Source organism: Clostridium amylolyticum (assembly GCF_900142075.1).
Taxonomy (GTDB): domain Bacteria; phylum Bacillota; class Clostridia; order Clostridiales; family Clostridiaceae; genus Clostridium_AA; species Clostridium_AA amylolyticum.
Genome location: NZ_FQZO01000005.1, coordinates 282,156 through 305,598 on the forward strand (window position 1 = coordinate 282,156; position 23,443 = coordinate 305,598).

Annotated in this window: 36 protein-coding genes; all 36 read right to left on the bottom strand. The window is 35.7% G+C overall.

Translation table 11 applies throughout. The features are described 5' to 3' along the window. Position 1: 1 nt before the first annotated feature. Positions 2-622, bottom strand: coding sequence for a 30S ribosomal protein S4 (gene rpsD, locus BUA82_RS12945; protein ID WP_073008885.1), 621 nt, complete (start codon positions 620-622; stop codon positions 2-4). A 25-nt stretch (positions 623-647) separates the two neighbouring features. Next, positions 648-1,043, bottom strand: a complete 396-nt coding sequence (gene rpsK / locus BUA82_RS12950; RefSeq protein ID WP_073008888.1) for a 30S ribosomal protein S11 — start codon at positions 1,041-1,043, stop codon at positions 648-650. A 15-nt stretch (positions 1,044-1,058) separates the two neighbouring features. Next, positions 1,059-1,427, bottom strand: a complete 369-nt coding sequence (gene rpsM, locus BUA82_RS12955) for a 30S ribosomal protein S13 (RefSeq protein ID WP_073008891.1) — start codon at positions 1,425-1,427, stop codon at positions 1,059-1,061. Between the two features lie 224 nt (positions 1,428-1,651). Then, entirely contained in the window at positions 1,652-1,765 is a 114-nt protein-coding gene (rpmJ, locus tag BUA82_RS12960; protein WP_003448032.1) for a 50S ribosomal protein L36, read from the bottom strand. Between the two features lie 56 nt (positions 1,766-1,821). Beyond that, complete coding sequence (gene infA / locus BUA82_RS12965; protein WP_073008894.1) at positions 1,822-2,040, bottom strand: translation initiation factor IF-1; 219 nt, start codon at positions 2,038-2,040, stop codon at positions 1,822-1,824. A gap of 7 nt (positions 2,041-2,047) precedes the next feature. Beyond that, positions 2,048-2,329 (bottom strand): KOW domain-containing RNA-binding protein, encoded by a 282-nt coding sequence (locus BUA82_RS12970; RefSeq protein WP_073008897.1) that lies wholly within the window; start codon positions 2,327-2,329, stop codon positions 2,048-2,050. A 95-nt stretch (positions 2,330-2,424) separates the two neighbouring features. Then, a complete protein-coding gene (map, locus tag BUA82_RS12975; RefSeq protein ID WP_073008900.1) occupies positions 2,425-3,174 on the bottom strand; it encodes a type I methionyl aminopeptidase in 750 nt (249 codons plus the stop codon). Further along, positions 3,171-3,821 carry an adenylate kinase gene (locus tag BUA82_RS12980; RefSeq protein ID WP_073008903.1) on the bottom strand — a complete coding sequence of 217 codons (651 nt, stop codon included), beginning with the start codon at positions 3,819-3,821 and terminating at the stop codon, positions 3,171-3,173. Before BUA82_RS12980 ends, map begins: the two co-directional genes overlap by 4 nt. Before the next feature lie 21 nt (positions 3,822-3,842). Further along, on the bottom strand, positions 3,843-5,123 hold the full coding sequence (secY, locus tag BUA82_RS12985; RefSeq protein WP_073008906.1) for a preprotein translocase subunit SecY: 1,281 nt from the start codon (positions 5,121-5,123) through the stop codon (positions 3,843-3,845). 2 nt (positions 5,124-5,125) lie between these two features. After that, positions 5,126-5,566 carry a 50S ribosomal protein L15 gene (rplO, locus tag BUA82_RS12990; protein ID WP_073008910.1) on the bottom strand — a complete coding sequence of 147 codons (441 nt, stop codon included), beginning with the start codon at positions 5,564-5,566 and terminating at the stop codon, positions 5,126-5,128. A 20-nt stretch (positions 5,567-5,586) separates the two neighbouring features. Beyond that, positions 5,587-5,766, bottom strand: coding sequence for a 50S ribosomal protein L30 (gene rpmD, locus BUA82_RS12995; RefSeq protein WP_073008912.1), 180 nt, complete (start codon positions 5,764-5,766; stop codon positions 5,587-5,589). Between the two features lie 11 nt (positions 5,767-5,777). After that, positions 5,778-6,275 (bottom strand): 30S ribosomal protein S5, encoded by a 498-nt coding sequence (rpsE, locus tag BUA82_RS13000; RefSeq protein WP_073008914.1) that lies wholly within the window; start codon positions 6,273-6,275, stop codon positions 5,778-5,780. A gap of 19 nt (positions 6,276-6,294) precedes the next feature. Further along, a complete protein-coding gene (gene rplR / locus BUA82_RS13005; RefSeq protein WP_073008916.1) occupies positions 6,295-6,654 on the bottom strand; it encodes a 50S ribosomal protein L18 in 360 nt (119 codons plus the stop codon). 19 nt (positions 6,655-6,673) lie between these two features. Beyond that, the gene (gene rplF, locus BUA82_RS13010; protein WP_073008918.1) at positions 6,674-7,216 is read right to left on the bottom strand and encodes a 50S ribosomal protein L6; all 543 of its coding nucleotides are present in this window, start codon (positions 7,214-7,216) and stop codon (positions 6,674-6,676) included. A gap of 165 nt (positions 7,217-7,381) precedes the next feature. Continuing rightward, positions 7,382-7,780 carry a 30S ribosomal protein S8 gene (rpsH, locus tag BUA82_RS13015; protein ID WP_073008920.1) on the bottom strand — a complete coding sequence of 133 codons (399 nt, stop codon included), beginning with the start codon at positions 7,778-7,780 and terminating at the stop codon, positions 7,382-7,384. Positions 7,781-7,813: 33 nt separating this feature from the next. Next, positions 7,814-7,999, bottom strand: coding sequence for a type Z 30S ribosomal protein S14 (locus BUA82_RS13020; protein WP_073008922.1), 186 nt, complete (start codon positions 7,997-7,999; stop codon positions 7,814-7,816). A gap of 15 nt (positions 8,000-8,014) precedes the next feature. Next, on the bottom strand, positions 8,015-8,557 hold the full coding sequence (rplE, locus tag BUA82_RS13025) for a 50S ribosomal protein L5 (protein ID WP_073008924.1): 543 nt from the start codon (positions 8,555-8,557) through the stop codon (positions 8,015-8,017). A gap of 22 nt (positions 8,558-8,579) precedes the next feature. After that, complete coding sequence (gene rplX, locus BUA82_RS13030) at positions 8,580-8,894, bottom strand: 50S ribosomal protein L24 (RefSeq protein WP_073008926.1); 315 nt, start codon at positions 8,892-8,894, stop codon at positions 8,580-8,582. Between the two features lie 18 nt (positions 8,895-8,912). After that, positions 8,913-9,281: a 50S ribosomal protein L14 gene (rplN, locus tag BUA82_RS13035; RefSeq protein WP_073008928.1), complete on the bottom strand. Its 369-nt coding sequence runs from the start codon at positions 9,279-9,281 to the stop codon at positions 8,913-8,915. Positions 9,282-9,312: 31 nt separating this feature from the next. Then, on the bottom strand, positions 9,313-9,567 hold the full coding sequence (gene rpsQ, locus BUA82_RS13040; RefSeq protein ID WP_073008930.1) for a 30S ribosomal protein S17: 255 nt from the start codon (positions 9,565-9,567) through the stop codon (positions 9,313-9,315). Between the two features lie 20 nt (positions 9,568-9,587). After that, positions 9,588-9,803 (bottom strand): 50S ribosomal protein L29, encoded by a 216-nt coding sequence (rpmC, locus tag BUA82_RS13045; protein ID WP_073008932.1) that lies wholly within the window; start codon positions 9,801-9,803, stop codon positions 9,588-9,590. Further along, positions 9,793-10,236: a 50S ribosomal protein L16 gene (rplP, locus tag BUA82_RS13050; protein WP_073008934.1), complete on the bottom strand. Its 444-nt coding sequence runs from the start codon at positions 10,234-10,236 to the stop codon at positions 9,793-9,795. Before rplP ends, rpmC begins: the two co-directional genes overlap by 11 nt. A 17-nt stretch (positions 10,237-10,253) precedes the next feature. Beyond that, the gene (rpsC, locus tag BUA82_RS13055; protein ID WP_073008936.1) at positions 10,254-10,919 is read right to left on the bottom strand and encodes a 30S ribosomal protein S3; all 666 of its coding nucleotides are present in this window, start codon (positions 10,917-10,919) and stop codon (positions 10,254-10,256) included. Between the two features lie 20 nt (positions 10,920-10,939). Then, positions 10,940-11,275, bottom strand: a complete 336-nt coding sequence (gene rplV / locus BUA82_RS13060; RefSeq protein WP_073008939.1) for a 50S ribosomal protein L22 — start codon at positions 11,273-11,275, stop codon at positions 10,940-10,942. 23 nt (positions 11,276-11,298) lie between these two features. Continuing rightward, a complete protein-coding gene (rpsS, locus tag BUA82_RS13065; RefSeq protein WP_073008942.1) occupies positions 11,299-11,580 on the bottom strand; it encodes a 30S ribosomal protein S19 in 282 nt (93 codons plus the stop codon). A 65-nt stretch (positions 11,581-11,645) separates the two neighbouring features. Next, a complete protein-coding gene (rplB, locus tag BUA82_RS13070) occupies positions 11,646-12,473 on the bottom strand; it encodes a 50S ribosomal protein L2 (protein ID WP_073008945.1) in 828 nt (275 codons plus the stop codon). 56 nt (positions 12,474-12,529) lie between these two features. After that, entirely contained in the window at positions 12,530-12,826 is a 297-nt protein-coding gene (gene rplW / locus BUA82_RS13075; RefSeq protein ID WP_073008948.1) for a 50S ribosomal protein L23, read from the bottom strand. Then, on the bottom strand, positions 12,826-13,446 hold the full coding sequence (rplD, locus tag BUA82_RS13080) for a 50S ribosomal protein L4 (RefSeq protein ID WP_073008951.1): 621 nt from the start codon (positions 13,444-13,446) through the stop codon (positions 12,826-12,828). Before rplD ends, rplW begins: the two co-directional genes overlap by 1 nt. Before the next feature lie 24 nt (positions 13,447-13,470). After that, on the bottom strand, positions 13,471-14,100 hold the full coding sequence (rplC, locus tag BUA82_RS13085; RefSeq protein ID WP_073008954.1) for a 50S ribosomal protein L3: 630 nt from the start codon (positions 14,098-14,100) through the stop codon (positions 13,471-13,473). A gap of 85 nt (positions 14,101-14,185) precedes the next feature. Next, a complete protein-coding gene (rpsJ, locus tag BUA82_RS13090; protein WP_073008958.1) occupies positions 14,186-14,494 on the bottom strand; it encodes a 30S ribosomal protein S10 in 309 nt (102 codons plus the stop codon). 568 nt (positions 14,495-15,062) lie between these two features. Beyond that, positions 15,063-16,256, bottom strand: a complete 1,194-nt coding sequence (gene tuf, locus BUA82_RS13095) for an elongation factor Tu (protein ID WP_073008961.1) — start codon at positions 16,254-16,256, stop codon at positions 15,063-15,065. A 47-nt stretch (positions 16,257-16,303) separates the two neighbouring features. Beyond that, positions 16,304-18,370 (bottom strand): elongation factor G, encoded by a 2,067-nt coding sequence (gene fusA / locus BUA82_RS13100; RefSeq protein ID WP_073008963.1) that lies wholly within the window; start codon positions 18,368-18,370, stop codon positions 16,304-16,306. A 75-nt stretch (positions 18,371-18,445) separates the two neighbouring features. Beyond that, positions 18,446-18,916, bottom strand: coding sequence for a 30S ribosomal protein S7 (rpsG, locus tag BUA82_RS13105; RefSeq protein ID WP_073008966.1), 471 nt, complete (start codon positions 18,914-18,916; stop codon positions 18,446-18,448). Between the two features lie 148 nt (positions 18,917-19,064). Continuing rightward, on the bottom strand, positions 19,065-19,442 hold the full coding sequence (rpsL, locus tag BUA82_RS13110) for a 30S ribosomal protein S12 (RefSeq protein WP_073008969.1): 378 nt from the start codon (positions 19,440-19,442) through the stop codon (positions 19,065-19,067). Positions 19,443-19,497: 55 nt separating this feature from the next. Beyond that, entirely contained in the window at positions 19,498-19,740 is a 243-nt protein-coding gene (locus BUA82_RS13115) for a ribosomal L7Ae/L30e/S12e/Gadd45 family protein (protein ID WP_073008972.1), read from the bottom strand. Between the two features lie 160 nt (positions 19,741-19,900). After that, a complete protein-coding gene (gene rpoC, locus BUA82_RS13120) occupies positions 19,901-23,437 on the bottom strand; it encodes a DNA-directed RNA polymerase subunit beta' (RefSeq protein ID WP_073008975.1) in 3,537 nt (1,178 codons plus the stop codon). Between the last annotated feature and the right edge of the window lie 6 nt (positions 23,438-23,443).

The window sequence follows — 23,443 nt, forward strand, 5'->3', positions numbered from 1 at the left end:
GTTACTTGCTGTAAAGCTCAACGATAAGTGTTTCATTTACTGGTACATCTATATCTTCTCTAGCTGGTTCAGCAATTACTGTAGCTTCAAAGCTTTCTGGGTTAGCTGATAACCATTTAGGTAATGTCTTAGGATTTTCAGCAAATACCTTAAATTTCTCTGTAGCTCTGCTCTTTTCACATACACTTATAACATCATTAACGGAAAGTTTGTAGGATGCGATATCTACTTTCTTACCATTAATTAAGAAATGTCCGTGAGTAACTAATTGTCTTGCTTCATTTCTTGAAGCTCCGTAACCTAATCTAAATGCTACGTTATCTAATCTTAATTCAAGAAGTTTTAACAGATTTTCACCTGTAATTCCTCTCATTTTTTCTGCTCTTTCATAATATGTTCTAAATTGCTTTTCAAGAATGCCATATATTCTCTTAGCTTTTTGTTTTTCTCTTAATTGTAATCCATAGTTGGACATCTTTTTCTTGCTAGCCCCATGTTGTCCTGGTGCATAGCTTCTTCTAGTTATAGCACACTTATCTGTATAGCATCTATCTCCTTTAAGGAATAGCTTTTGACCTTCTCTTCTGCAAAGTCTGCATACTGCTCCAGTATATCTTGCCATTAATTACACCTCCTGCTACTTAAAATTAGACTCTTCTTCTCTTTGGTGGTCTACATCCATTATGTGGGATTGGAGTAACATCTTTAATAAGAGTTACTTCTAGTCCAGCTGCTTGAAGAGATCTTATAGCTGCTTCTCTTCCAGCTCCTGGTCCTTTTACATATACTTCTATACTTTTTAAACCATGCTCCATTGCTACTTTTGCTGCTGTTTCAGCTGCCATCTGAGCTGCAAATGGGGTACTCTTTCTTGATCCTCTAAATCCAAGTCCACCAGCACTAGCCCATGAAAGCGCATTTCCAACTGCGTCAGTTATGGTAACTATGGAATTATTGAAAGTGGACTTTATGTGTGCAGCACCGTGCTCAACATTTTTTCTTTCTCTTCTTCTTCTAGTCTTTTTGACTTTTTGAGCTGCCATGTTCTTCCCTCCTAACTATTTCTTCTTATTAGCTATAGTCTTCTTAGGACCTTTTCTAGTTCTAGCATTAGTCTTAGTTTTTTGTCCTCTTACTGGAAGACCTCTTCTATGTCTTATTCCTCTATAGCAACCAATTTCAACTAATCTCTTGATGCTAAGAGCTATATCTCTTCTTAAGTCACCTTCAACTTTTAAGTTCTTGTTTATATAATCTCTTATAGCATTAACTTCTTGCTCATTAAGATCTCTAACTCTTGTATCTGGATTAATTCCAGTAGTTTGAAGGATTTTTTGTGATGTTGGTAGTCCTATACCATATATATATGTTAGACCAACTTCTACTCTTTTTTCTCTTGGTAGGTCAACACCTGATATTCTTGCCATTAAAAGTTACACCTCCTGGTAATTGAAATGCTGAATCACAATTTACACTTTGTTAGTTTATTTTCAAATTTATAGATTTATAAAAAACTTTAGGTCAGTAGTAAAAATCCACCGCAGCCGCACCTAAAATTTACTAGCATTTTAGTCATTAAAATTTAATGCCTATACTATCATATTTGACTTTTATGTAAAAGTCAAATAATTTTTACTACACAAATTATAGCTTAGCCTTGTTTTTGCTTGTGCTTAGGATTTTCACAGATTACCATTACTCTTCCTTTTCTTCTTATAATCTTGCACTTTTCGCAAATAGGCTTAACTGATGGTCTTACTTTCATCGCAAACCCTCCTTGTTCTCCTTATAAGCACTTAAAGTTATTAATTACAGCGCTTGTTATTTTGCTCTCCATGTAATTCTTCCACGAGTTAAATCATAAGGAGATAACTCTATAGTAACTTTATCTCCAGGAAGAATTCTAATAAAATTCATTCGAAGCTTACCTGAAATATGAGCCAAAATCTTATGACCACTTTCCAATTCTACTTCAAACATCGCATTGGGTAGTGATTCTAACACTACACCTTGCATTTCTATAACATCATCCTTTGACATAAGGTAATCAACCCTCCTTAACAATGCCTTCAAGCTTTAGAAATTTTTTAATCATAATATCTATATTATTATCCCTTTGAAAGATAGCTTTTTTAATTTCTTCACTAACTACATTAGTTAAGTTTAGATGTTTAAGCTTTTTCTTTTTAGGCTTTTCTATAGTTTTAGTACGTCCATTAGCTAGAAGCACATAATCATTTCCTATAATATCAACAATTATATATGTTTCCATATAATCTCTTCCTGCCAGTGAAAATACTAATCTACCTATTAAGTCATTGTTTTGCAAACTTTTCACCTCGATGATTACCTTAGTCATAAATCACATCGCCATTTATAATATAAGGCAAAATGTGAATTTATAACTAAGCAGCACTCTAATGCCTATTGTGTAAGAGTTAAAAGTTCCGGACCTTCCGGTAATATTGCTACAGTATTTTCATAATGCGCAGAGTATTTACCATCCACAGTAACCACGGTCCATCCATTAGACAACGTTCTAACATGATAAGCACCTACATTTACCATAGGCTCTATAGCCAATACCATTCCAGCACTTAGTTTAGGACCCCTTTCAGGTCTTCCAAAGTTGGGTACACTAGGGTCTTCGTGCATATTACGTCCTATACCATGACCTACATAGTCTCTGACAACAGAAAAGCCGTTTTCTTCAATATAGCACTGAATGGCAAAAGAAATATCCGTTAGTCTATTGCCTGCTATAGCTTTTTCAACACCTTTAAAGAAGCTTTCTTTTGTTACTTCAATAAGTTTAATGGCTTCCTCAGAAACTTTACCTACAGGAATAGTTCTAGCAGCATCACCATGATATCCATTTAAAATAGCACCACAATCTATGCTAATAATATCACCTTCCTGAAGTACTCTGTTACCAGGTATTCCATGTACAACCTCATCATTCACAGATGCACATATGGAAGCAGGGAATCCGTAATACCCTTTAAAGGATGGAATAGCTCCTTGCTTAGTTATAAATTCTTCTGCCAATTTATCAAGTTCTGAAGTAGTTATCCCAGGCCTTATACTTTGTTCAAGCAAGATAAGGGTTTCTTCAACCACTCTACCAGCTTTTCTCATTAAGTTGATTTCATCATTATTTTTAATAATAATCATTTTTCATCTCCTAGGATCTCACAGATACTTTCAAATACTGCATTTATGGCTTTTGTTCCATCAACCTTTGAAAGTAAATTTTTATTTTCATAAAAATCTATCAATGGCTGGGTTTGAGATTCATAAACATCAAGTCTTTCTCTAACAGTTTCTTCAGTATCATCTTTTCTTTGCATAATATCGCTACCACAGATGTCACATTTGTCTTGGATTTGCGGCGGGTTAAATTTTGTGTGGTAGCTAGCACCACAAGATGGACAAACTCTTCTTCCGGTCATTCTTTCAATAATGAATTCTCTTGGAACTTCAATTAATAGAGCTGTAGTTAATCTTTCATTATTTGATTCTAAAAACTGCTGTAAAGCTTCCGCCTGTAAAACTGTTCTAGGAAAGCCGTCTAAAAGATAGCCATCTTTACAATCTTCATTTTTAAGTCTTTCCAGTAACATATCAATAGTGACCTTATCAGGTACTAAATGTCCAATATCTATATGTTTTCTTGCCTCTATCCCTAATGGAGTATTTTCTGCCATATGCTTTCTAAAAATATCACCTGTTGATATATGTGGTATATTGTATCTATTACAGATGGACTTAGCCTGTGTCCCTTTTCCTGCACCTGGAGGACCGAGTAATACAATCTTCATCGGAATCATCTCCAACTAATATTATTTAAGGAACCCATGGTAATGTCTCATAACAAGCTGTGACTCCAACTGTCTCATGACATCCAATGCGACTCCAACTATTATTAGAAGTGCAGTTCCACCAAATGCTAAGTCTTTAAAAGGTGTTAGTGTATCTATTACAATAGGTGATAAAGCTATAATAGCTGCAAAAGCTCCTCCTATAATGGATAATCTATCTAATATTCTTTCTATATACTTAGCAGTTGCCTGACCAGGTCTTACCCCTGGGATAAATCCAGCTGATTTATTCATATTCTCAGCCATTTCTTCAGGTTTAAATGTTACCTGTGAATAGAACCATGTAAAGAATATAGTAAGTACTGCATATACGAAAGCATATAATTGGGAATTATGCTTAAAAGGACTATATTTTCCGTTTGCTATAACCATATCAAACCAGGAGCCTGGGAAGAAATCAGCTATAGTTTTAGGAAATTGCATAACAGACATAGCAAATATTATTGCTATAACCGCTGATGAAATTACTCCTATTGGAATATGAGTTGTTTGTCCTTTATATACTTTATTTCCTACAGATTTTCCAGCATATTGTACTGTAATTCTTCTTTCAGCTAAAGATAAAATTATTGATGCTGCTAATAAAAGTACTGTAAATAATATAAATACTATAACATCTATTGAGGTTGCTTCTTGTGCACTTTTAAATCCTGCTACTTTAAATGCTGTTTGTGGGAGTCTAGAAATAATATTAACAAATATTATTAAAGATACACCATTACCAAGACCTTTAACTGTAATCTGATCACCTAACCACATTAAGAATGTAGAGGCTGCTACAAGACATATTAGTATTGTAGCCAGATTCAAGTTAGAATAATCTTTTAATGCTCCTGCTTTTGTAATTAATACATATGCACCGTAAGATTGAATAGCACCTAATACTAGTGCTGCATATCTTGTAATGTTCTGTATTTTTCTTCTTCCATCCTCGCCTTCTTTAGAAAGCTGCTCAAGTTGTGGTATCCCTATAGTCAATAATTGCATTATAATTGATGCATTTATATATGGTACAACACCCATAGCAAATATACTAAAGCTACTTAGGGCACCACCAGAAATCAAATCATAGAAATTTAATAAACTTCCGGATTGTTTTGTAAAATTACTAAGCTGTGCAGTATCAATTCCAGGAACAGGAATATGATTTCCCATCCTGAAAATTGCTACAAAAAATAATGTCCATAAAATTCTCTTTTTTAACTCCGGAACCTTCCAGGCATTTCGTAGGGTTGATAGCATTGTTAAATCACCTCAACTTTTCCTCCAGCTGCTTCAATTTTTTCAGCTGCTGACTTAGAGAATTTGGTTGCTTTTACTGTTAAGCTCTTCTCTAGGTTACCATTTCCTAATATCTTAACTCCATCTTTAAGCTTACTTACTACTCCTGTTTCAAGTAGTAAATCAAGAGTAACTTCTGTTCCGTTTTCAAAAATGTTTAATCTATCTACATTTAATTCAACATATTCTTTAGCAAATATATTTGTAAAACCTCTCTTAGGAAGTCTTCTGTATAGTGGCATCTGACCACCTTCAAATCCTGGTCTTACACCGCCGCCAGATCTTGCCTTTTGGCCTTTTTCACCTTTACCAGCGTTTCTACCAAGTCCTGAACCAGTACCTCTACCAACTCTCTTTGGAGCTTTTCTGCTTCCTGCTGCTGGCTTTAACTCGTGAAGTTTCATACTGCTACACCTCCTCGTTCTTAAACTTCTTCAACTTTAAGAAGATAATCTATTTTGTTAATCATACCTTTAATTTGAGGAGTATCCTCATGCTCTACTGTCTTGCCAATCTTGTTTAGTCCAAGAGCTTCTGCAGTAGCTTTATGAGCTTCTTTTCTTCCAATTAAGCTCTTAACTAATGTTACTTTTAGTCTAGCCAAGGTAATCCCTCCTAACCTAAAATCTCTTCAACAGATTTGCCTCTTAACTTAGCAATCTGCTCTGCAGATCTAAGTTCAGCTAATCCATTGATAGTTGCATTAACCATGTTTCTAGGATTGTTGGAGCCTAATGATTTAGCTCTAACGTCTTTTAATCCAGCAAGCTCAAGAACTGCTCTCGCAGGACCTCCAGCTATAACTCCAGTACCTTCTACCGCTGGCATGATTAACACCTTACCAGTTCCGAATCTTCCATATATTTCATGAGGAACAGTTGTTCCAACCATTTCAACTTCTACTAAATTTTTCTTTGCATCTTCGATACCTTTTCTGATTGCTTCAGGGATTTCAACGGATTTACCCATTCCAACGCCTACGTGGCCATTTTCATCTCCAACAACAACTAGTGCGCTGAATCTGAAATTTCTACCACCCTTAACAACCTTAGTAACTCTATTAATAAACACAACTTTTTCTTTAAGGTTAAGTGTGCTAGGATCGATTCTCATTTATTTCCCTCCTTCTTTATTAAAATTGTAGTCCAGCTTCTCTCGCACCTTCTGCAAGTTCTTTAACTCTTCCGTGATAAATGAAGCCACCTCTATCGAATATAACATTATTAATGCCTTTATCTAATGCTTTTTTAGCGATAAGTTCTCCAACTTTTTTAGCAGCTTCTTTGTTGCTTCCTAAGCCTTCAAAATCTTTATCTAAGCTTGATGCTGAAACTAAAGTAACACCTTTAACATCATCAATGATTTGAGCATAAATGTTCTTTTCGCTTCTGTATACTGAAAGTCTTGGTCTTTCTGTAGTACCAGAAACTTTTTTACGAACTCTTAGATGACGTCTCTCTCTTTGTCCTTGTCTAGCTTCCTTCTTGAACATTTAGTTCACTCCTTTCCTATTACTTCTTACCAGTTTTACCTTCCTTACGTCTGATAACTTCGTTATCATACTTTATACCCTTACCCTTATAAGGCTCTGGTACTCTCCAACTTCTAATATCAGCAGCTATGTCTCCAACCAACTCTTTATCAATACCTTTTACAGCAAGTTTGTTTGCTGCAAGTATTTCAAATGTGATTCCTTCTGGAGCTTCTACTTCCACTGGATGTGAGAAGCCTAAGTTCATAACTAGCTTTTTACCTTGAAGTTGAGCTCTGTAACCAACACCAATAAGCTCTAATGTCTTTTGGTATCCTTCGGTTACTCCAACTACCATATTATTAACTAATGCTCTTGTTAAGCCATGTAAAGCTCTGTGCTCTTTTACATCACTTGGTCTTGTTACAACTATAGCATTATCTTCAATAGCAATATTAATATCCTTGTGCATAGCTTTAACTAGCTGACCTTTTGGTCCTTTAACTGTAACAACGTTATCTGGTGTTACATCTACAGTTACGCCAGCTGGTATAGCTATTGGTAATCTACCAACTCTTGACATAATCGCACCTCCTGTATTTCTGTTGTGCTTGTAACAATTCATTGTTACATATATTTATTCATATTAAATGTAATGATAAATTCATTACTTAAGATTGTACTCAATAATAATAGCAACTAATAACTATTGCCTATGTTCATCCGTAGAATTCTTAACTACTTATAATTACCAAACGTAGCAAAGAACTTCTCCACCAAGACCTAGATTTCTAGCTACTCTATCTGTAACTATACCTTGGGAAGTTGAGATAACAGCTATTCCTAATCCATTAAGAACCTTTGGAATCTCATCTTTCTTGCAGTAAACTCTTAAACCTGGTTTAGATATTCTTCTTAATCCAGTGATAACTCTATCTTTATTTCCGCCGTATTTTAATGCTATTCTAAGCATTGGAACTACACCGTCAGTATATTCTTCTATTCCTTTTATATATCCTTCTTCAAGTAATATATTAACCATTGCCTTCTTAACATTAGATGAAGGAATTTCTACTATTTCATGTTTCACAGCATTTGCGTTTCTAATACGAGTTAGCAAATCTGCGATAGGATCTGTCATAACCATGTATATATGCCTCCTTTCATTACACTATGATAATTACCAGCTTGCTTTCTTGCAGCCTGGAATTTCACCTTTATAAGCAAGTTCTCTAAAGCAAATTCTGCAGATACCATATTTACTTAATACAGCATGTGGTCTTCCACATAATCTGCATCTTGTGTAAGCTCTTGTTTTATATTTAGGTTCTTTGTTCCACTTTTCAATTAAAGCCTTACGTGCCACGTTTTCCCCTCCTTATTATTGAGCAAATGGCATACCAAGAAATCTTAATAACTCTCTTGCTTCCTCGTCTGTCTTTGCAGTAGTTACAAACACAATATCCATTCCTCTTACTTTGTCTACTTTATCGTACTCAATTTCTGGGAATATTAATTGTTCTTTAATTCCTAGTGCATAGTTACCTCTACCATCAAATGCTTTAGCTGAAACTCCTCTGAAGTCTCTAACTCTTGGAAGAGCTATTGACATTAGCTTATCAGCAAACTCATACATTTGGTTCTTTCTTAAAGTAACCTTGCAACCTATTGGCATGTTTTCTCTTATCTTAAAGTTAGCAACTGATTTTTTAGCTCTAGTGATAATTGGCTTTTGACCAGCTATTATCTGTAGATCTGCTAGTGCTGATTCAAGTATTTTTGAATTCTCCTTAGCTTCACCAATTCCCATGTTTATAATAACTTTTTCAAGTTTTGGTACTTGCATTATATTTTTATAACCGAACTTTTCCATTAAAGCTGGAACTATTTCTTTTTCATACTTCTCCTGAAGTCTTGGAATCATTTAGTGTACCTCCTTTCAAAGACTAGAATGTTTCTCCGCACTTCTTACATACTCTTACTTTTGTGCCGTCTTCTAATATTTTGTTTGCGATTCTAGTTACATTTTTACATTTTTTGCAGTATAGCATAACCTTAGAGCTAAATATAGGTGCTTCAACCTTAACAATTCCACCTTGCATATTGCTCTTGCTTGGCTTTTCATGCTTACTTACTATATTAACTCCTTGTACAAGGACTTTTCCATTCTTAGGCATAACAGCTAAAACTTCACCAGTTTTACCTTTGTCTTTACCTGAAATAACCATTACTGTGTCATTCTTTTTAACGTGTATTTTCACCTTAGCCACCTCCTAATCTTATAGAACTTCAGGTGCTAAAGATAATATCTTAGTAAATTCCTTATCTCTAAGCTCCCTAGCAACTGGTCCGAAAATACGTGTTCCTCTTGGATTTTTATCATCTTTTATAATAACAGCTGCGTTTTCATCAAATCTGATGTATGAACCGTCTGCTCTTCTCATTCCTTTAACGGATCTAACTATAACGGCTTTAATAACATCACCTTTTTTAACAACTCCGCCTGGTGTTGCACTTTTAACGCTAGCAACGATTATATCTCCAATGTTTCCATACTTTCTTTTGGAACCACCTAATACTCTTATGCACATAATCTCTTTTGCACCTGAGTTATCTGCAACATTTAATAGTGTTTGTTGCTGTATCATGAAATTAACCTCCTTTCAGTACTAGAACCTACTATTTCGCTCTCTCAATTATTTCAACCATTCTCCATCTCTTATCTTTGGATATTGGTCTAGTTTCCATAATTAATACTCTATCATTTAAATTTGCTTCATTATTTTCATCATGAGCTTTGAATTTAGTAGTCCTGTTAACTGTTTTTCCGTAAAGTGGATGTCTAACTTTAGTTTCAACTGCTACTACAATTGTCTTATCCATTTTATCAGAAACAACTCTTCCGATTCTTGTTTTTCTATATGCTCTTTCCATGGGGCGAACCTCCTTTCAGATTACTGTTCAAATGCCCTTCTGATCTCATCTTCTCTTATTATTGTCTTAATTTGGGCGATAGATTTTTTAACTTCTCTTATTCTCATAGGATTTTCTAGTTGGCCTGTAGCTAGCTGGAATCTCAAGTTGAATAGCTCAGTCTTAAGATCGTTAAGCTTAACTTTTAAATCTTGAGAATCATTGCTTCTCAGTTCTCTTAACTCTCTAGCCTTCATTACTTTCACCACCCATTTCCTCAAAATCTTTTCTTGTAACAAATTTAGTTTTAACAGGTAGTTTATGTTGAGCAAGTCTCATTGCTTCTCTTGCAGTTTCTTCGTTAACTCCTGATAATTCAAATAAAACTCTGCCTGGTTTTATTACTGCTACCCAGTACTCTGGTGAACCTTTACCGGAACCCATACGTGTTTCAGCAGGTTTTTCTGTTATTGGCTTATCTGGGAAAATTTTTATCCAGAGTTTTCCTCCTCTTTTAACATATCTATTAATTGCAATTCTGGCTGCTTCGATTTGGTTGCTTGTAATCCAACCGCACTCAGTAGCTTGTATTGCGTAATCTCCATATGCAATAAAGTTTCCTCTAGTTGCTTTTCCTCTCATTCTGCCTTTTTGCACTTTACGATGTTTAACTCTTTTAGGCATTAACATGCTGAATTCCTCCTTTCTTATGCGTTAGCTTCTTCTTTAACAGCTTTTTTAACTGGAAGGACTTCTCCTTTATAAACCCAAACCTTAACACCGATTTTTCCATAAGTTGTGTTTGCTTCTGCAAAACCATAGTCTATATCAGCTCTTAATGTTTGTAGTGGAATAGTTCCTTCATGGTAATGTTCTGTTCTTGCTATTTCAGCGCCGCCAAGTCTTCCTGAGCATGATGTTTTAACACCCTTAGCTCCTGCTCTCATTGCTCTTTGAATAGTCTGTTTCATTGCTCTTCTAAAAGATATTCTCTTTTCAAGTTGAGCAGCTACATTTTCAGCCATTAATTGAGCATCTGTTTCAGTACTTTTTACTTCAACAATATTTATTAAAACATTATTTAGTCCAACAACTTCGTTTAAACTCTTCTTTAGGTTTTCAATTCCTGATCCACCTTTGCCTATTACAACACCAGGTTTAGCAGTATATATATTCAATTTAACTCTTTTTGCTGCTCTTTCAATTTCTATTTTAGAAATTCCAGAGTTAAAAAGTTGTTTTTTCACAAAATCTCTTATTTTTTGGTCTTCAACTAAGTTATCAGCAAAAGTTCTCTTATCAGCGAACCATTTTGCATTCCAATCCTTAATTACACCAACTCTTAATCCGTGAGGATGTACTTTTTGTCCCACTCTTGTTTCCCTCCTTCTTTTTAAGCTCTTTCCTTTACAATTACTGTAACGTGGCTAGTTTTCTTATGAATACTGAATGCTCTACCTTGAGCATGTGGTCTAAATCTCTTTAGTATAGGACCTTGACCAACATGAGTTTCAGCAACATATAATCTTGCTCTATCTAAATTCAGATTATTCTCTGCATTTGCTACAGCTGATTTTAACACTTTATTGATAACAACAGCTGCATCCTTTGGAGTATATTCTAAAATGGCAATAGCCTCATTAACACTCTTACCTCTTATAAGGTCTAGAACTACCCCAACTTTCATTGGAGACATTCTTACATACTTAGCTATAGCTCTAGCTTCCATTTATGTTTCCTCCTTTCCAGGCTCTATTTTCTTTTGGAAGTTTTTTCGTTATTTACGTGTCCTCTGTAAGTCCTTGTTAAAGCGAACTCTCCAAGCTTGTGTCCAACCATATCTTCAGATATGTACACAGGTACATGCTTTCTTCCATCATGCACAGCAATTGTGTGTCCAATCATTTGTGGAAATATAGTTGAGCTTCTTGACCAGGTCTTAACAACCTTTTTTTCGTTAACTTTATTCATTTCTTCTATTTTCTTTAAAAGTCCTTCATGTGCAAAAGGTCCTTTTTTGATTGATCTACTCAATGGATTTGCCTCCCTTCGTGAACTTGTTTAAGAATTCAGTAAGAAGAGAATTCGTTCTCCTCTTACTACTTTCTCTTCTTAATTATCATTCTATCGGAATATTTCTTTGTCTTTCTTGTCTTGTATCCAAGTGCTGGTTTACCCCAAGGAGTAAGTGGACCTGGTCTACCAACTGGAGTTTTACCTTCTCCACCACCATGTGGGTGATCTACTGGGTTCATTACGGAACCTCTTACTGTAGGTCTCCAGCCCATGTGTCTTTTTCTTCCTGCTTTACCTATATTAACAATTTCATGAGTTAAGTTAGAAACTGTTCCTATAGTAGCTCTGCATTCAACTCTAACGTATCTTACTTCACCACTTGGTAATCTTAAAGTAGCATAGTTTCCTTCTTTAGCCATAAGCTGTGCTGAAGAACCAGCAGCTCTAACCATCTGAGCTCCTTTTCCTGCTTGAAGCTCTACATTATGAACAAATGTACCAACAGGTATGTTCTTTAATGGAAGAGTGTTACCTGGTTTAATATCAGATTCTGGTCCTGATACAACAACATCTCCAACTTTTAATCCAACTGGAGCTATTATATATCTCTTTTCACCATCTGCATAAACTACAAGTGAAATATATGCTGATCTATTTGGATCATATTCAATGGTAGCAACCTTTGCAGGTATTCCATCTTTATTTCTCTTAAAGTCTATTATTCTATATTTTTGTTTTGCTCCACCGCCATGGTGTCTAACAGTTATCTTACCTTGAACGTTTCTACCGCCTTTTCTATTTAATGCTACTAGAAGAGACTTTTCTGGTTGATCTGTAGTTATCTCTTCGAAAGTAGGCATTGTCATTTCTCTTCTAGACGGAGTGGTAGGTCTAAACTTCTTAACTGCCATATTAATTCCCTCCTTGTTTAGCTTTTCAGGCTACTCGCCTATAAATGCTTACTTTATTATTGCATTCCTTCAAAGAATTCTATAGTCTTACTATCTGCTGTTAGTGTAACGATAGCTTTCTTTTGATCTGCTCTCTTTCCAACATGTACGCCAACTCTTTTAGTTTTTCCTAAAGTTCTGATTGTCTTAACATCTTGAACCTTAACACCAAATACTTCTTCAACAGCTCTCTTTATTTGAGATTTGTTAGCTGATACGTGAACGATAAAGGTGTATTTCTTATCTGCCATAACTGCCATACTCTTTTCAGTTATAACTGGCTTTCTAATTATATCATGGCTTGTTAAATTCATTATGCGTACACCTCCTCAATCTTAGATACAGCATCCTTAGTTATTATAACTTTTTCAAACTTTAATAAATCATAAACATTGATGTTGTTAACAGGTAAAACTGCAACTCCTTCTATGTTTCTAGCTGATTTATAAACAGCCTCATTGGATTCTGCTGTAACTATTAAAGTTTTCTTTGCTTCAAATGCATTTAACATTTTAACCATTTCTTTAGTCTTTGGAGCTTCCATTTCTAGCGCTTCAAGAACTATCATTTCGTTGTCTTGAACTTTGCTAGTTAAAGCAGACTTCATGGCAACTTTCTTCATGCTCTTTGGAATAGACACTCTATAATCTCTTGGCTTAGGTGCAAATACTATTCCACCATGTATCCATTGTGGTGCTCTTATAGAACCCTGTCTAGCTCTACCAGTACCTTTTTGTCTCCATGGCTTTATTCCACCACCTGAAACTTCTGCTCTAGTTTTAGCAGATTGTGTTCCTTGTCTTTTATTAGCAAGTAGTGCTAATACTACTTGGTGCATAGCATTTTCATTAACTTCTACGCCAAATACTGCTTCTGCTAATTGGATATCTCCAACTTTTTGTCCTTCTTTATTAAATACTCCTACTGTAGGCATTCTGCATCCTCCTTTCTACTAGTATTAAGCCTTAACGCTGTTTCTAATTACTACGATGTTTTTGTTTGGTCCTGGAACTCCACCTTTTATAAGGATTAAGTTCTTTTCAGCCATTACCTTAACAACTTCTAAGTTGATTACTGTAGTATTTACATGACCCATATGTCCAGGCATTTTCTTGTTTTTGAATGTTCTTGCTGGATCAGAAGATCCTCCCATGGAACCTACTGCTCTGTGGAATTTAGATCCGTGAGTCATAGGTCCTCTGTGACCATTCCATCTCTTTATAGTACCTTGGAACCCCTTACCTTTGGAAATTCCTGATACATCAACTTTATCTCCAGCTTGGAATATGTCAGCTTTTATTTCGTTACCCACTTCATAAGAACTGATATCTTCTAATCTGAATTCTTTTATATGTTTCTTTAAAGAAACTCCTGCCTTTTGAAAATGACCTTTCATTGGTTTGTTAACCAATCTTTCCTTAACTTCACCATAAGCAACCTGTATTGCTGCGTAACCGTCATTTTCAACAGTTTTCTTTTGTAGGACAACACATGGACCTGCCTCTACTACTGTTACAGGAACAACCTTACCTTTTTCATCAAAAATTTGAGTCATTCCAACTTTTTTACCTATAATTGCTTTTTTCATGTAGTTACACCTCCTAAACTGATTAGCGGACTGCTTAGCAGTCATAATAGTTCAAACTTGTATTTGTATCCGTACTATGTACGTTCTATAGTTTTATTTCGATGTCAACACCAGCTGGTAAATCCAGTCTCATTAACGCATCAACTGTTTTAGGTGATGGATTAACGATGTCAATCAATCTCTTATGAGTTCTAATTTCGAACTGCTCTCTAGAATCTTTGTACTTGTGAACTGCTCTAAGAACTGTGATAATCTCTTTATCTGTTGGTAGTGGAACTGGACCAGTAACCTTTGCACCAGTGGACTTTGCAGTTTCAACAATCTTTTCAGCAGATTGATCAAGTATTGAATGATCAAAAGCCTTTAATCTTATTCTAATTTTTTGTTTTGACATTTGGTTTCCCTCCTTTTCATGTACGCTTTACTTCTAACGCACAACAGCGGATGTACTGTAAACCGTGCCAGGTGTATCACATTCTTGTAGGTAATACCTCTGGGAGCACAGCCAACCCGTCGTCGGATTCATAGATCCAGACATACTCATCAAGAATTACCCGGAAGTCCGGCAACCTCTTGAATCATCGCTGTTTGCTTAACAACTTCTATATTATACAATAAAATATTATCTATTACAATAGTTTTTTATTTTTTTCCATAGTGAATTTACTGTTATAATATAGCTGTTATCTAATTATAGAAGCCCTGAAACATTATATAATTAATAGGTTAAAATTTCAAGAAAAAGTTTTATAATTATATTTTCCCTAGCTAATTTAGAAAAAAACACTATCAAAAATTATATAAATAAAATTTGATAGTGTTTACTTATCCATTCATCATAAATTATCTTTAGCCAATTATCTCTAATTATTCACTAGGGTTAATTTCACTGCGCATTGAAAAATAACTTTAATCAATAATATTTTTAATTGAACATTGACTATTGATAATCAAATTATAAATTATTCAACTATTGAAGTAACAACTCCTGAACCAACTGTTCTTCCGCCTTCTCTGATAGCGAATCTTAATCCTTCGTCCATAGCGATTTGAGTAATCAACTCAACGTTCATGTCGATATGGTCTCCTGGCATTACCATTTCCATTCCCTCTGGTAATTTGATTGATCCAGTAACGTCTGTTGTTCTGAAATAGAATTGTGGTCTGTATCCATCAAAGAATGGTGTATGTCTTCCACCTTCTTCTTTTTTAAGTACGTATACTTGACCTACAAATTTCTTATGAGGTTTTACTGTTCCTGGTTTTGCAAGTACTTGACCTCTTTCGATATCTGCTCTTTGGATTCCTCTTAAAAGTGCTCCAATGTTGTCTCCTGCTTGAGCTTCATCAAGAAGTTTTCTGAACATTTCTATTCCTGTACATACTGTCTTTCTCTTCTCTTCGCTTAATCCAACTACTTCTACTTCTTCTCCTACGTGAAGAACTCCTCTTTCAACTCTTCCTGTTGCAACTGTTCCTCTACCAGTGATTGTAAATACGTCTTCTACTGGCATTAAGAATGGCTTATCTGTTGCTCTTTCTGGAGTTGGGATGTAGCTGTCTACTGCTGCCATTAAGTCCATGATGCATTGTGTTGCTGCATCATCTGTTGGGTTTTCTAATGCTTTTAATGCTGATCCTGTTATTACTGGAATATCATCTCCTGGGAAGTTGTACTCGCTTAATAGCTCTCTTACTTCCATTTCAACTAATTCTAATAATTCTGGATCGTCTACCATATCAGCTTTGTTTAAGAATACTACTATATAGTCAACTCCAACTCTGGATGCTAGAAGTATATGTTCTCTTGTTTGTGGCATTGGACCATCTGCTGCTGATACAACTAGGATTGCTCCATCCATTTGTGCTGCTCCTGTAATCATGTTCTTTACATAGTCAGCGTGTCCAGGACAGTCAACGTGTGCATAGTGTCTGTTTTCTGTTTGGTATTCAACGTGGGATGTATTGATTGTGATTCCTCTTTCTTTTTCTTCTGGAGCCTTGTCAATATCATCATACTTGAATGCTTCCGCAAATCCTTTGCTTGCTAATACTGTTGTAATAGCTGCTGTTAATGTTGTCTTACCGTGGTCAACGTGACCTATTGTACCAATATTTACGTGTGGTTTACTTCTTTCGAATTTAGCCTTTGACATTTTTAATCCTCCTTATAGGTTAAAACTTATTTTAGTGAAGCTCTCTATTAAGCTTTCTTTCCTACTATTTGTTCTTGAATACTCTTTGGAACATCTTCGTAATGATCAAATTCCATGGAATATACCCCTCTACCTTGAGTTCTTGATCTCAATGTAGTTGCATATCCAAACATTTCAGAAAGAGGAACCATAGATTTGATTACTTGAACTCCATTTCTTGGAGTCATTCCTTCTATTCTACCTCTTCTTGAATTGATGTCTCCCATTACATCACCCATGTATTCTTCAGGAACAGTTACTTCAACCTTCATCATAGGCTCAAGTAATACTGGGTCTGCTTTTGCCATAGCATTTTTAAATGCCATAGAACCAGCAATCTTAAATGCCATTTCTGAGGAGTCAACATCATGGTAAGAACCATCTACAACTTTTACCTTAAAGTTGATAACTGGATATCCACCAACAACTCCGCTATCAGAAGCTTCTCTTATACCATTGTCTATAGCAGGTATGTATTCTCTTGGAATAACTCCACCTACTATGCCATTTTCAAACTGGTATTCACCTTCGTGAGGGGACATTTCTATCCAACAGTGTCCGTATTGTCCACGTCCACCAGATTGTCTTACAAACTTACCTTCAGCTCTAACAGGTTTTCTTACAGTTTCTTTATAAGCAACTTGAGGTGCACCAACGTTACACTCAACCTTAAACTCTCTTGTAAGTCTGTCAACTATAATTTCTAAGTGAAGTTCTCCCATACCAGCTATTATAGTTTGACCTGTTTCTTGGTTAGTCCAAGTCTTGAAAGTTGGATCTTCTTCAGCAAGCTTTGCAAGGGCTATACCCATCTTTTCTTGACCAGCTTTAGTTTTAGGCTCAATAGCTACATTTATAACTGGTTCTGGGAATTCCATGCTTTCAAGTACTATAGGATTGCTCTCAGCACATAAGGTATCACCTGTAGTTGTATTTTTAAGTCCAACTACTGCACCTAAATCTCCAGTACGAAGTTCGTCAACTTCCTGTCTATGATTAGCATGCATTCTAACAAGTCTACCTATTCTTTCTTTTTTACCTTTTGTAGAGTTTAATACATAAGAACCACTTTGCATGATTCCTGAGTATACTCTTGTAAATGCTAACTTACCTATAAAAGGATCAGTAGCTATTTTAAATGCCAATGCAGCCATTGGAGTTTCATCATCTGCTGTTCTTTCCATAGGCTCAGAAGTTTCAGGATCCATACCTTGAACAGGAGGTATATCTAAAGGTGATGGCATGTATGCAACAACTGCATCTATCATTTCCTGAACACCTTTATTTTTATATGAAGAACCACATATTACCGGAACCATTTCATTAGCTAATGTAGCTTTTCTGATACCCATGTGAATTTCTTCTTCAGTTAATTCTTCACCTTCAAGATATTTCATAGTTAATTCTTCATCTGCTTCTGCTACAGCTTCAATAAGAATATTTCTATATTCATCTGCTTTATCTTTTAGTTCTGCTGGTATTTCACCTTCAACCATTTCTTTTCCAAGGTCATCTTTGTGAACTATTGCTACCATTCTAACTAAGTCAATCATTCCAAGGAAGTCGCTTTCTTGACCTATTGGAATTTGTATTGGAACTGCATTTGCTTTTAATCTATCTCTTATTGTGTTAACACAATTGAAAAAGTCAGCGCCTGTTGCATCCATCTTATTTACGTAAACCATTCTTGGAACGCCATATTTATCGGCCTGTCTCCATACGGTTTCAGTTTGTGGTTCAACTCCACTTTTTGCATCAAGAACAGTTACTGCTCCATCAAGAACTCTTAGAGATCTTTCAACCTCCACTGTAAAGTCTACGTGTCCTGGTGTATCTATAATGTTTATTACATGATCCTTCCATTGACAAGTAGTTGCAGCTGAAGTAATTGTTATACCTCTTTCCTGCTCTTGCACCATCCAGTCCATTGTTGCTTGACCTTCGTGAGTCTCACCAATTTTGTGAGTTTTTCCTGTGTAGAATAATATACGCTCAGTAGTTGTAGTTTTACCAGCATCTATATGAGCCATTATTCCTATATTACGATATTTCTCTAAAGGAAACTCTCTTGCCACTTTTTTTCCTCCTCTCAGCTTATGTTTAAAATTTGACAAAACTGTTTCGACATTTCTGCCAAAACAGTTTTTAAATTAATACCTGTAGTGTGCGAAAGCCTTGTTAGCTTCTGCCATCTTATGCACGTCTTCTCTCTTTTTAACAGCTGCTCCAGTGTTATTGGAAGCATCGATTAGTTCATAAGCAAGTCTTTCTCTCATGTACTTCTCTCCTCTTTTTCTAGCAGCAATTAATAGCCATCTTATTCCTAATGTCTGTCTTCTTTCTGGTCTAACCTCGATTGGAACTTGGTAGTTAGCACCACCAATTCTTCTTGATTTAACCTCAAGTAAAGGCATTATGTTGTTCATGGCAGATTCGAAAACTTCTAGCGCATCTTTGCCAGTTTTTTGGTTTATTATTTCAAAAGCTTCGTAGCAAACATTTTGAGCTACTCCTTTTTTACCATCTTCCATTATGTTGTTTATAAGCTTAGTTACAACCTTGCTATTATAAACTGGATCTGGTAAAACATCTCTTTTAGCAATATGACCTTTTCTAGGCATCTTTCTTCCCTCCTTAACATTTAAATTTAAGTTCATCGGTACTCGGCGAGATTAATAAATCACCGCAAGATGCTTTGGCTCCCGCAAATATCTATTTCAATCTATGTAAATGCTGAAGACATAGCACCATTTCAACTTTTAAACTTAATTATTTTTTCTTTGGCCTTTTAGCACCATATTTTGATCTTCCCTGCATTCTGTTAGCTACACCAGCAGAGTCTAAAGCTCCTCTTACTATGTGATATCTAACACCAGGAAGGTCTTTTACTCTACCACCCTTTATAAGAACAACACTATGCTCTTGTAAGTTGTGGCCAACACCTGGAATGTAAGCAGTAACTTCAAATCCGTTAGTAAGTCTAACTCTTGCAATTTTTCTTAAAGCTGAGTTAGGCTTCTTAGGAGTAGTAGTTTTAACTACTGTACATACACCTCTTTTTTGAGGGCATTCCTTAAGTGCTGGTGAGTCTGATTTGTACTCAACAGTTTTTCTGCCTTTTCTAACTAATTGGTTAATAGTTGGCATGGTTTCACCTCCTGCATTTTTTATATCTATAATCTAAAATAAGATAATAGCAAATTTATTCCTTGAGAATTAATGTAGCAGCTGTTCCTACATCAATGCCCGAAAGCTTACCTAATTGGCTCATGGTTTCTATAAATACTATATTAACCATATTATTATTAGCAAGCTCTATTAATGGATTGATAACTTTGTCATCAGCATCCTTAGCCACATATAAAACGTCGCCTTTTCCATTCTTTATAGCTTTAGTAGTTTGTTTTATCCCTACTACTTTATTACCTTGTAATCTGTCTACCATGAGATAACCTCCTCATTAACAGTAATATTGAGGCAAAGTTTTACTTTGCCTCACATTATGTCATGTAGACAATGATCTAACTATCAGAATTACTGCGATGATAAAATCACACAAACTGTATTTTATCATTTTAGTTTTTCACTGTCAATAAAATATATTTTTATTCTTCATAAGTTGTAGCAAATTCTGTTATGGTTTGCTCTCTTTCAGTATTTAATCTTACGGAACGATACCTTATCATACCAGTACCTGCTGGAATCAACTTACCTATAATAACATTCTCTTTCAATCCAAGAAGTGGATCAACTTTTCCTTTAATAGCTGCATCTGTTAAAACTCTTGTAGTTTCCTGGAAGGATGCTGCTGAAAGGAATGAATCCGTAGCAAGAGCTGCTTTTGTAATACCTAAAAGAACTTGTTCTCCTTTGGCTGGCTCTTCTCCTAGCAATGTAACCCTTTCATTTTCTTCATAGAAGTCAAACATATCTATCATAGTGCCTGGAAGTAATTCTGTGTCTCCAGATTCTAAGATTCTTATCTTTCTTGTCATCTGTCTAACTACAACCTCAAGATGCTTATCATTGATATCAACACCTTGTAGTCTATAAACTTTCTGTACCTCAGAAAGAAGATAATTTCTTACTCCTTTAACACCTTTAATCCTCATAATATCATGTGGATTTACAGATCCTTCTGTGATTTCATCTCCAGCTTCTATAGTGTCTCCATCTATAACTTTCAATCTTGATCCGAAAGGTATATCATAGCTGAATTCTTCCCCTTCTTCTGTGGTTACAAATACAGTTCTCTTCTTCTTAGTGTCTTCAATTCTAACGGTACCTGCTACTTCACTAACGATAGCTAAACCTTTTGGCTTTCTTGCTTCAAAAAGTTCCTCTACTCTTGGAAGACCTTGAGTTATATCGGATCCAGCAACACCGCCGGTATGGAAGGTTCTCATAGTAAGCTGTGTACCAGGTTCTCCTATGGATTGTGCAGCTATAATACCTACTGCCTCTCCAATATTGATCTTTTGAGCTGTGGCCATGTTCATACCATAGCATTTACAGCAAACACCAACCTTTGCTTTACAAGTAAACACAGATCTGATCTTTACTTTCTTAATCCCTAGCTTTTCAACTTTTTCTGCAGTGGCATGATCCATATAAGTATCTCTTTTCACAACTACTTCTCCAGTTTCTGGGTGGATTATATCTTCTGCAGAATATCTTCCTTGAAGTCTTTCGCTTAGAGGTTCAATTACGTCAGTACCTTCTTTTATCTCGCTTACTATTATGCCTTCTTCAGTACCGCAATCTTCTTGTCTAACAATAACATCTTGGCTAACATCCACAAGTCTTCTTGTTAAGTAACCAGAGTCTGCTGTTTTAAGGGCTGTATCAGCGTTACCTTTTCTAGCACCATGCGTAGAAATAAAGTACTCTAGAACGTCAAGACCTTCTCTAAAGGATGCTCTGATAGGAAGTTCTAGTATCTTACCTGAAGGATTTGCCATAAGTCCTCTCATACCAGCTAACTGTTTGATCTGTGACTTAGATCCTCTGGCACCGGAGTCCGCCATCATAAATATAGGATTAAACTTATCCATACTAGCATACAAGGCATCAGCAACTTCTTCTGTAGTCTTGGTCCATTTATCAATTACACGTTCATATCTTTCTTCTTCTGATATGAATCCTCTTTTATACATTTTTTCAATCTTATCCACTGTAGCATCCGCTTCTGAAAGAAGTCTCTTCTTATCTTCTGGTACAACCATATCGGAAACAGCTACAGTTATAGCTCCAATACTTGAGTAATGATATCCCTTTTGTTTTATCTTATCCAGCATTACTGAAGTAGCTATTGGGCCATGCTTTATATAGCACTTATCAATTATCTTTCCTAATGTTTTCTTAGTAATAAGGAAGTCTACTTCTAGATTAAATATATCTTCTTCTTTAGTTCTATCTACAAATCCTAAGTCCTGAGGAATTGATTCGTTGAATATAACCTTACCTATGGTAGTGTCTATGATACCTAACTTCTCAACTCCATCTATCACCTTAGAGATCCTTATTTTTATTTTAGCATGGATATCAATTTCTTTTACTTGATATGCCATTAAAGCTTCTTCGACGCTGGCAAAGACTTTTCCTTCACCTTTAGCATCATCCCTATCCATGGTTAGATAATATGACCCCAATACCATATCCTGAGTAGGTACGCTTACAGGCTTACCATCAGAAGGTTTTAAGATATTTCCAGCTGCCAGCATTAAGAATCTTGCTTCTGCTTGTGCCTCTACGGAAAGAGGTACGTGCACAGCCATTTGGTCCCCATCAAAGTCAGCATTATAAGCTGTACATACCAATGGATGAAGCTTAATAGCTCTTCCTTCCACCAATACTGGTTGGAAAGCTTGAATACCTAATCTATGCAGTGTGGGGGCACGGTTTAACAGTACTGGATGGTCTTCAATAACTTCTTCAAGTACATCCCATACTTGAGGCATAACTCTTTCAACCATTCTCTTAGCGCTCTTAATATTATGTGCAACTCCATCTTCCACAAGTTTTTTCATAACAAAAGGTTTGAAAAGCTCTAATGCCATTTCCTTTGGAAGTCCACATTGATACATCTTAAGTTCAGGTCCAACAACGATAACTGATCTACCGGAGTAGTCAACTCTCTTACCAAGAAGGTTTTGTCTAAATCTTCCTTGCTTACCTTTTAGCATGTCAGAAAGAGATTTTAGAGGTCTATTCCCTGGTCCTGTTACCGGTCTTCCCCTTCTGCCGTTATCTATAAGAGCATCCACTGCTTCTTGAAGCATTCTTTTTTCATTTCTAACTATAATGTCTGGTGCTCCAAGATCAAGAAGTTTTTTAAGTCTGTTATTTCTGTTAATAACCCTTCTGTAAAGGTCATTAAGGTCAGAAGTAGCAAATCTTCCTCCATCTAGCTGAACCATAGGTCTTAAATCTGGTGGTATAACTGGTATTACATCTACAATAATCCACTCAGGCTTATTCCCAGATTTTCTAAAGGATTCAACAACCTCTAATCTTCTAATTATTCTTACCTTCTTTTGTCCTGTGCTTGTTTTAAGCTCTTCTTTAAGCTCTTGAGAAGTCCTATCAAGGTCTATTTCTTGGAGAAGTAATTTGATAGCTTCTGCTCCCATTCCAGCAGAGAAGCTTTCTTCACCAAACTTATCTACAGCTTCTCTATATTCTTTTTCATTTAAAAGCTGCTTTTTAAGTAAAGACGTTTCTTTAGGATCAATAACCACATAAGAAGCAAAATAAAGTATCTTTTCTAAGGCTCTTGGGGACATATCAAGTATTAACCCCATTCTTGATGGTATTCCTTTGAAATACCAAATATGAGATACTGGGGCAGCAAGTTCAATGTGCCCCATTCTTTCTCTTCTAACCTTTGCCTTAGTTACCTCAACTCCACATCTATCGCAGACAATACCTTTATATCTTACTCTTTTGTATTTACCGCAGTGACATTCCCAGTCTTTAATTGGTCCAAATATTCTTTCACAGAACAAACCATCCTTTTCAGGTTTTAATGTTCTGTAGTTAATTGTTTCAGGTTTTTTAACTTCACCTCTAGACCATTCTCTAATTTGCTCTGGAGATGCTAACCCAATCTGTATGGCATCAAAATTATTTAATTCAAACAAGGGTAT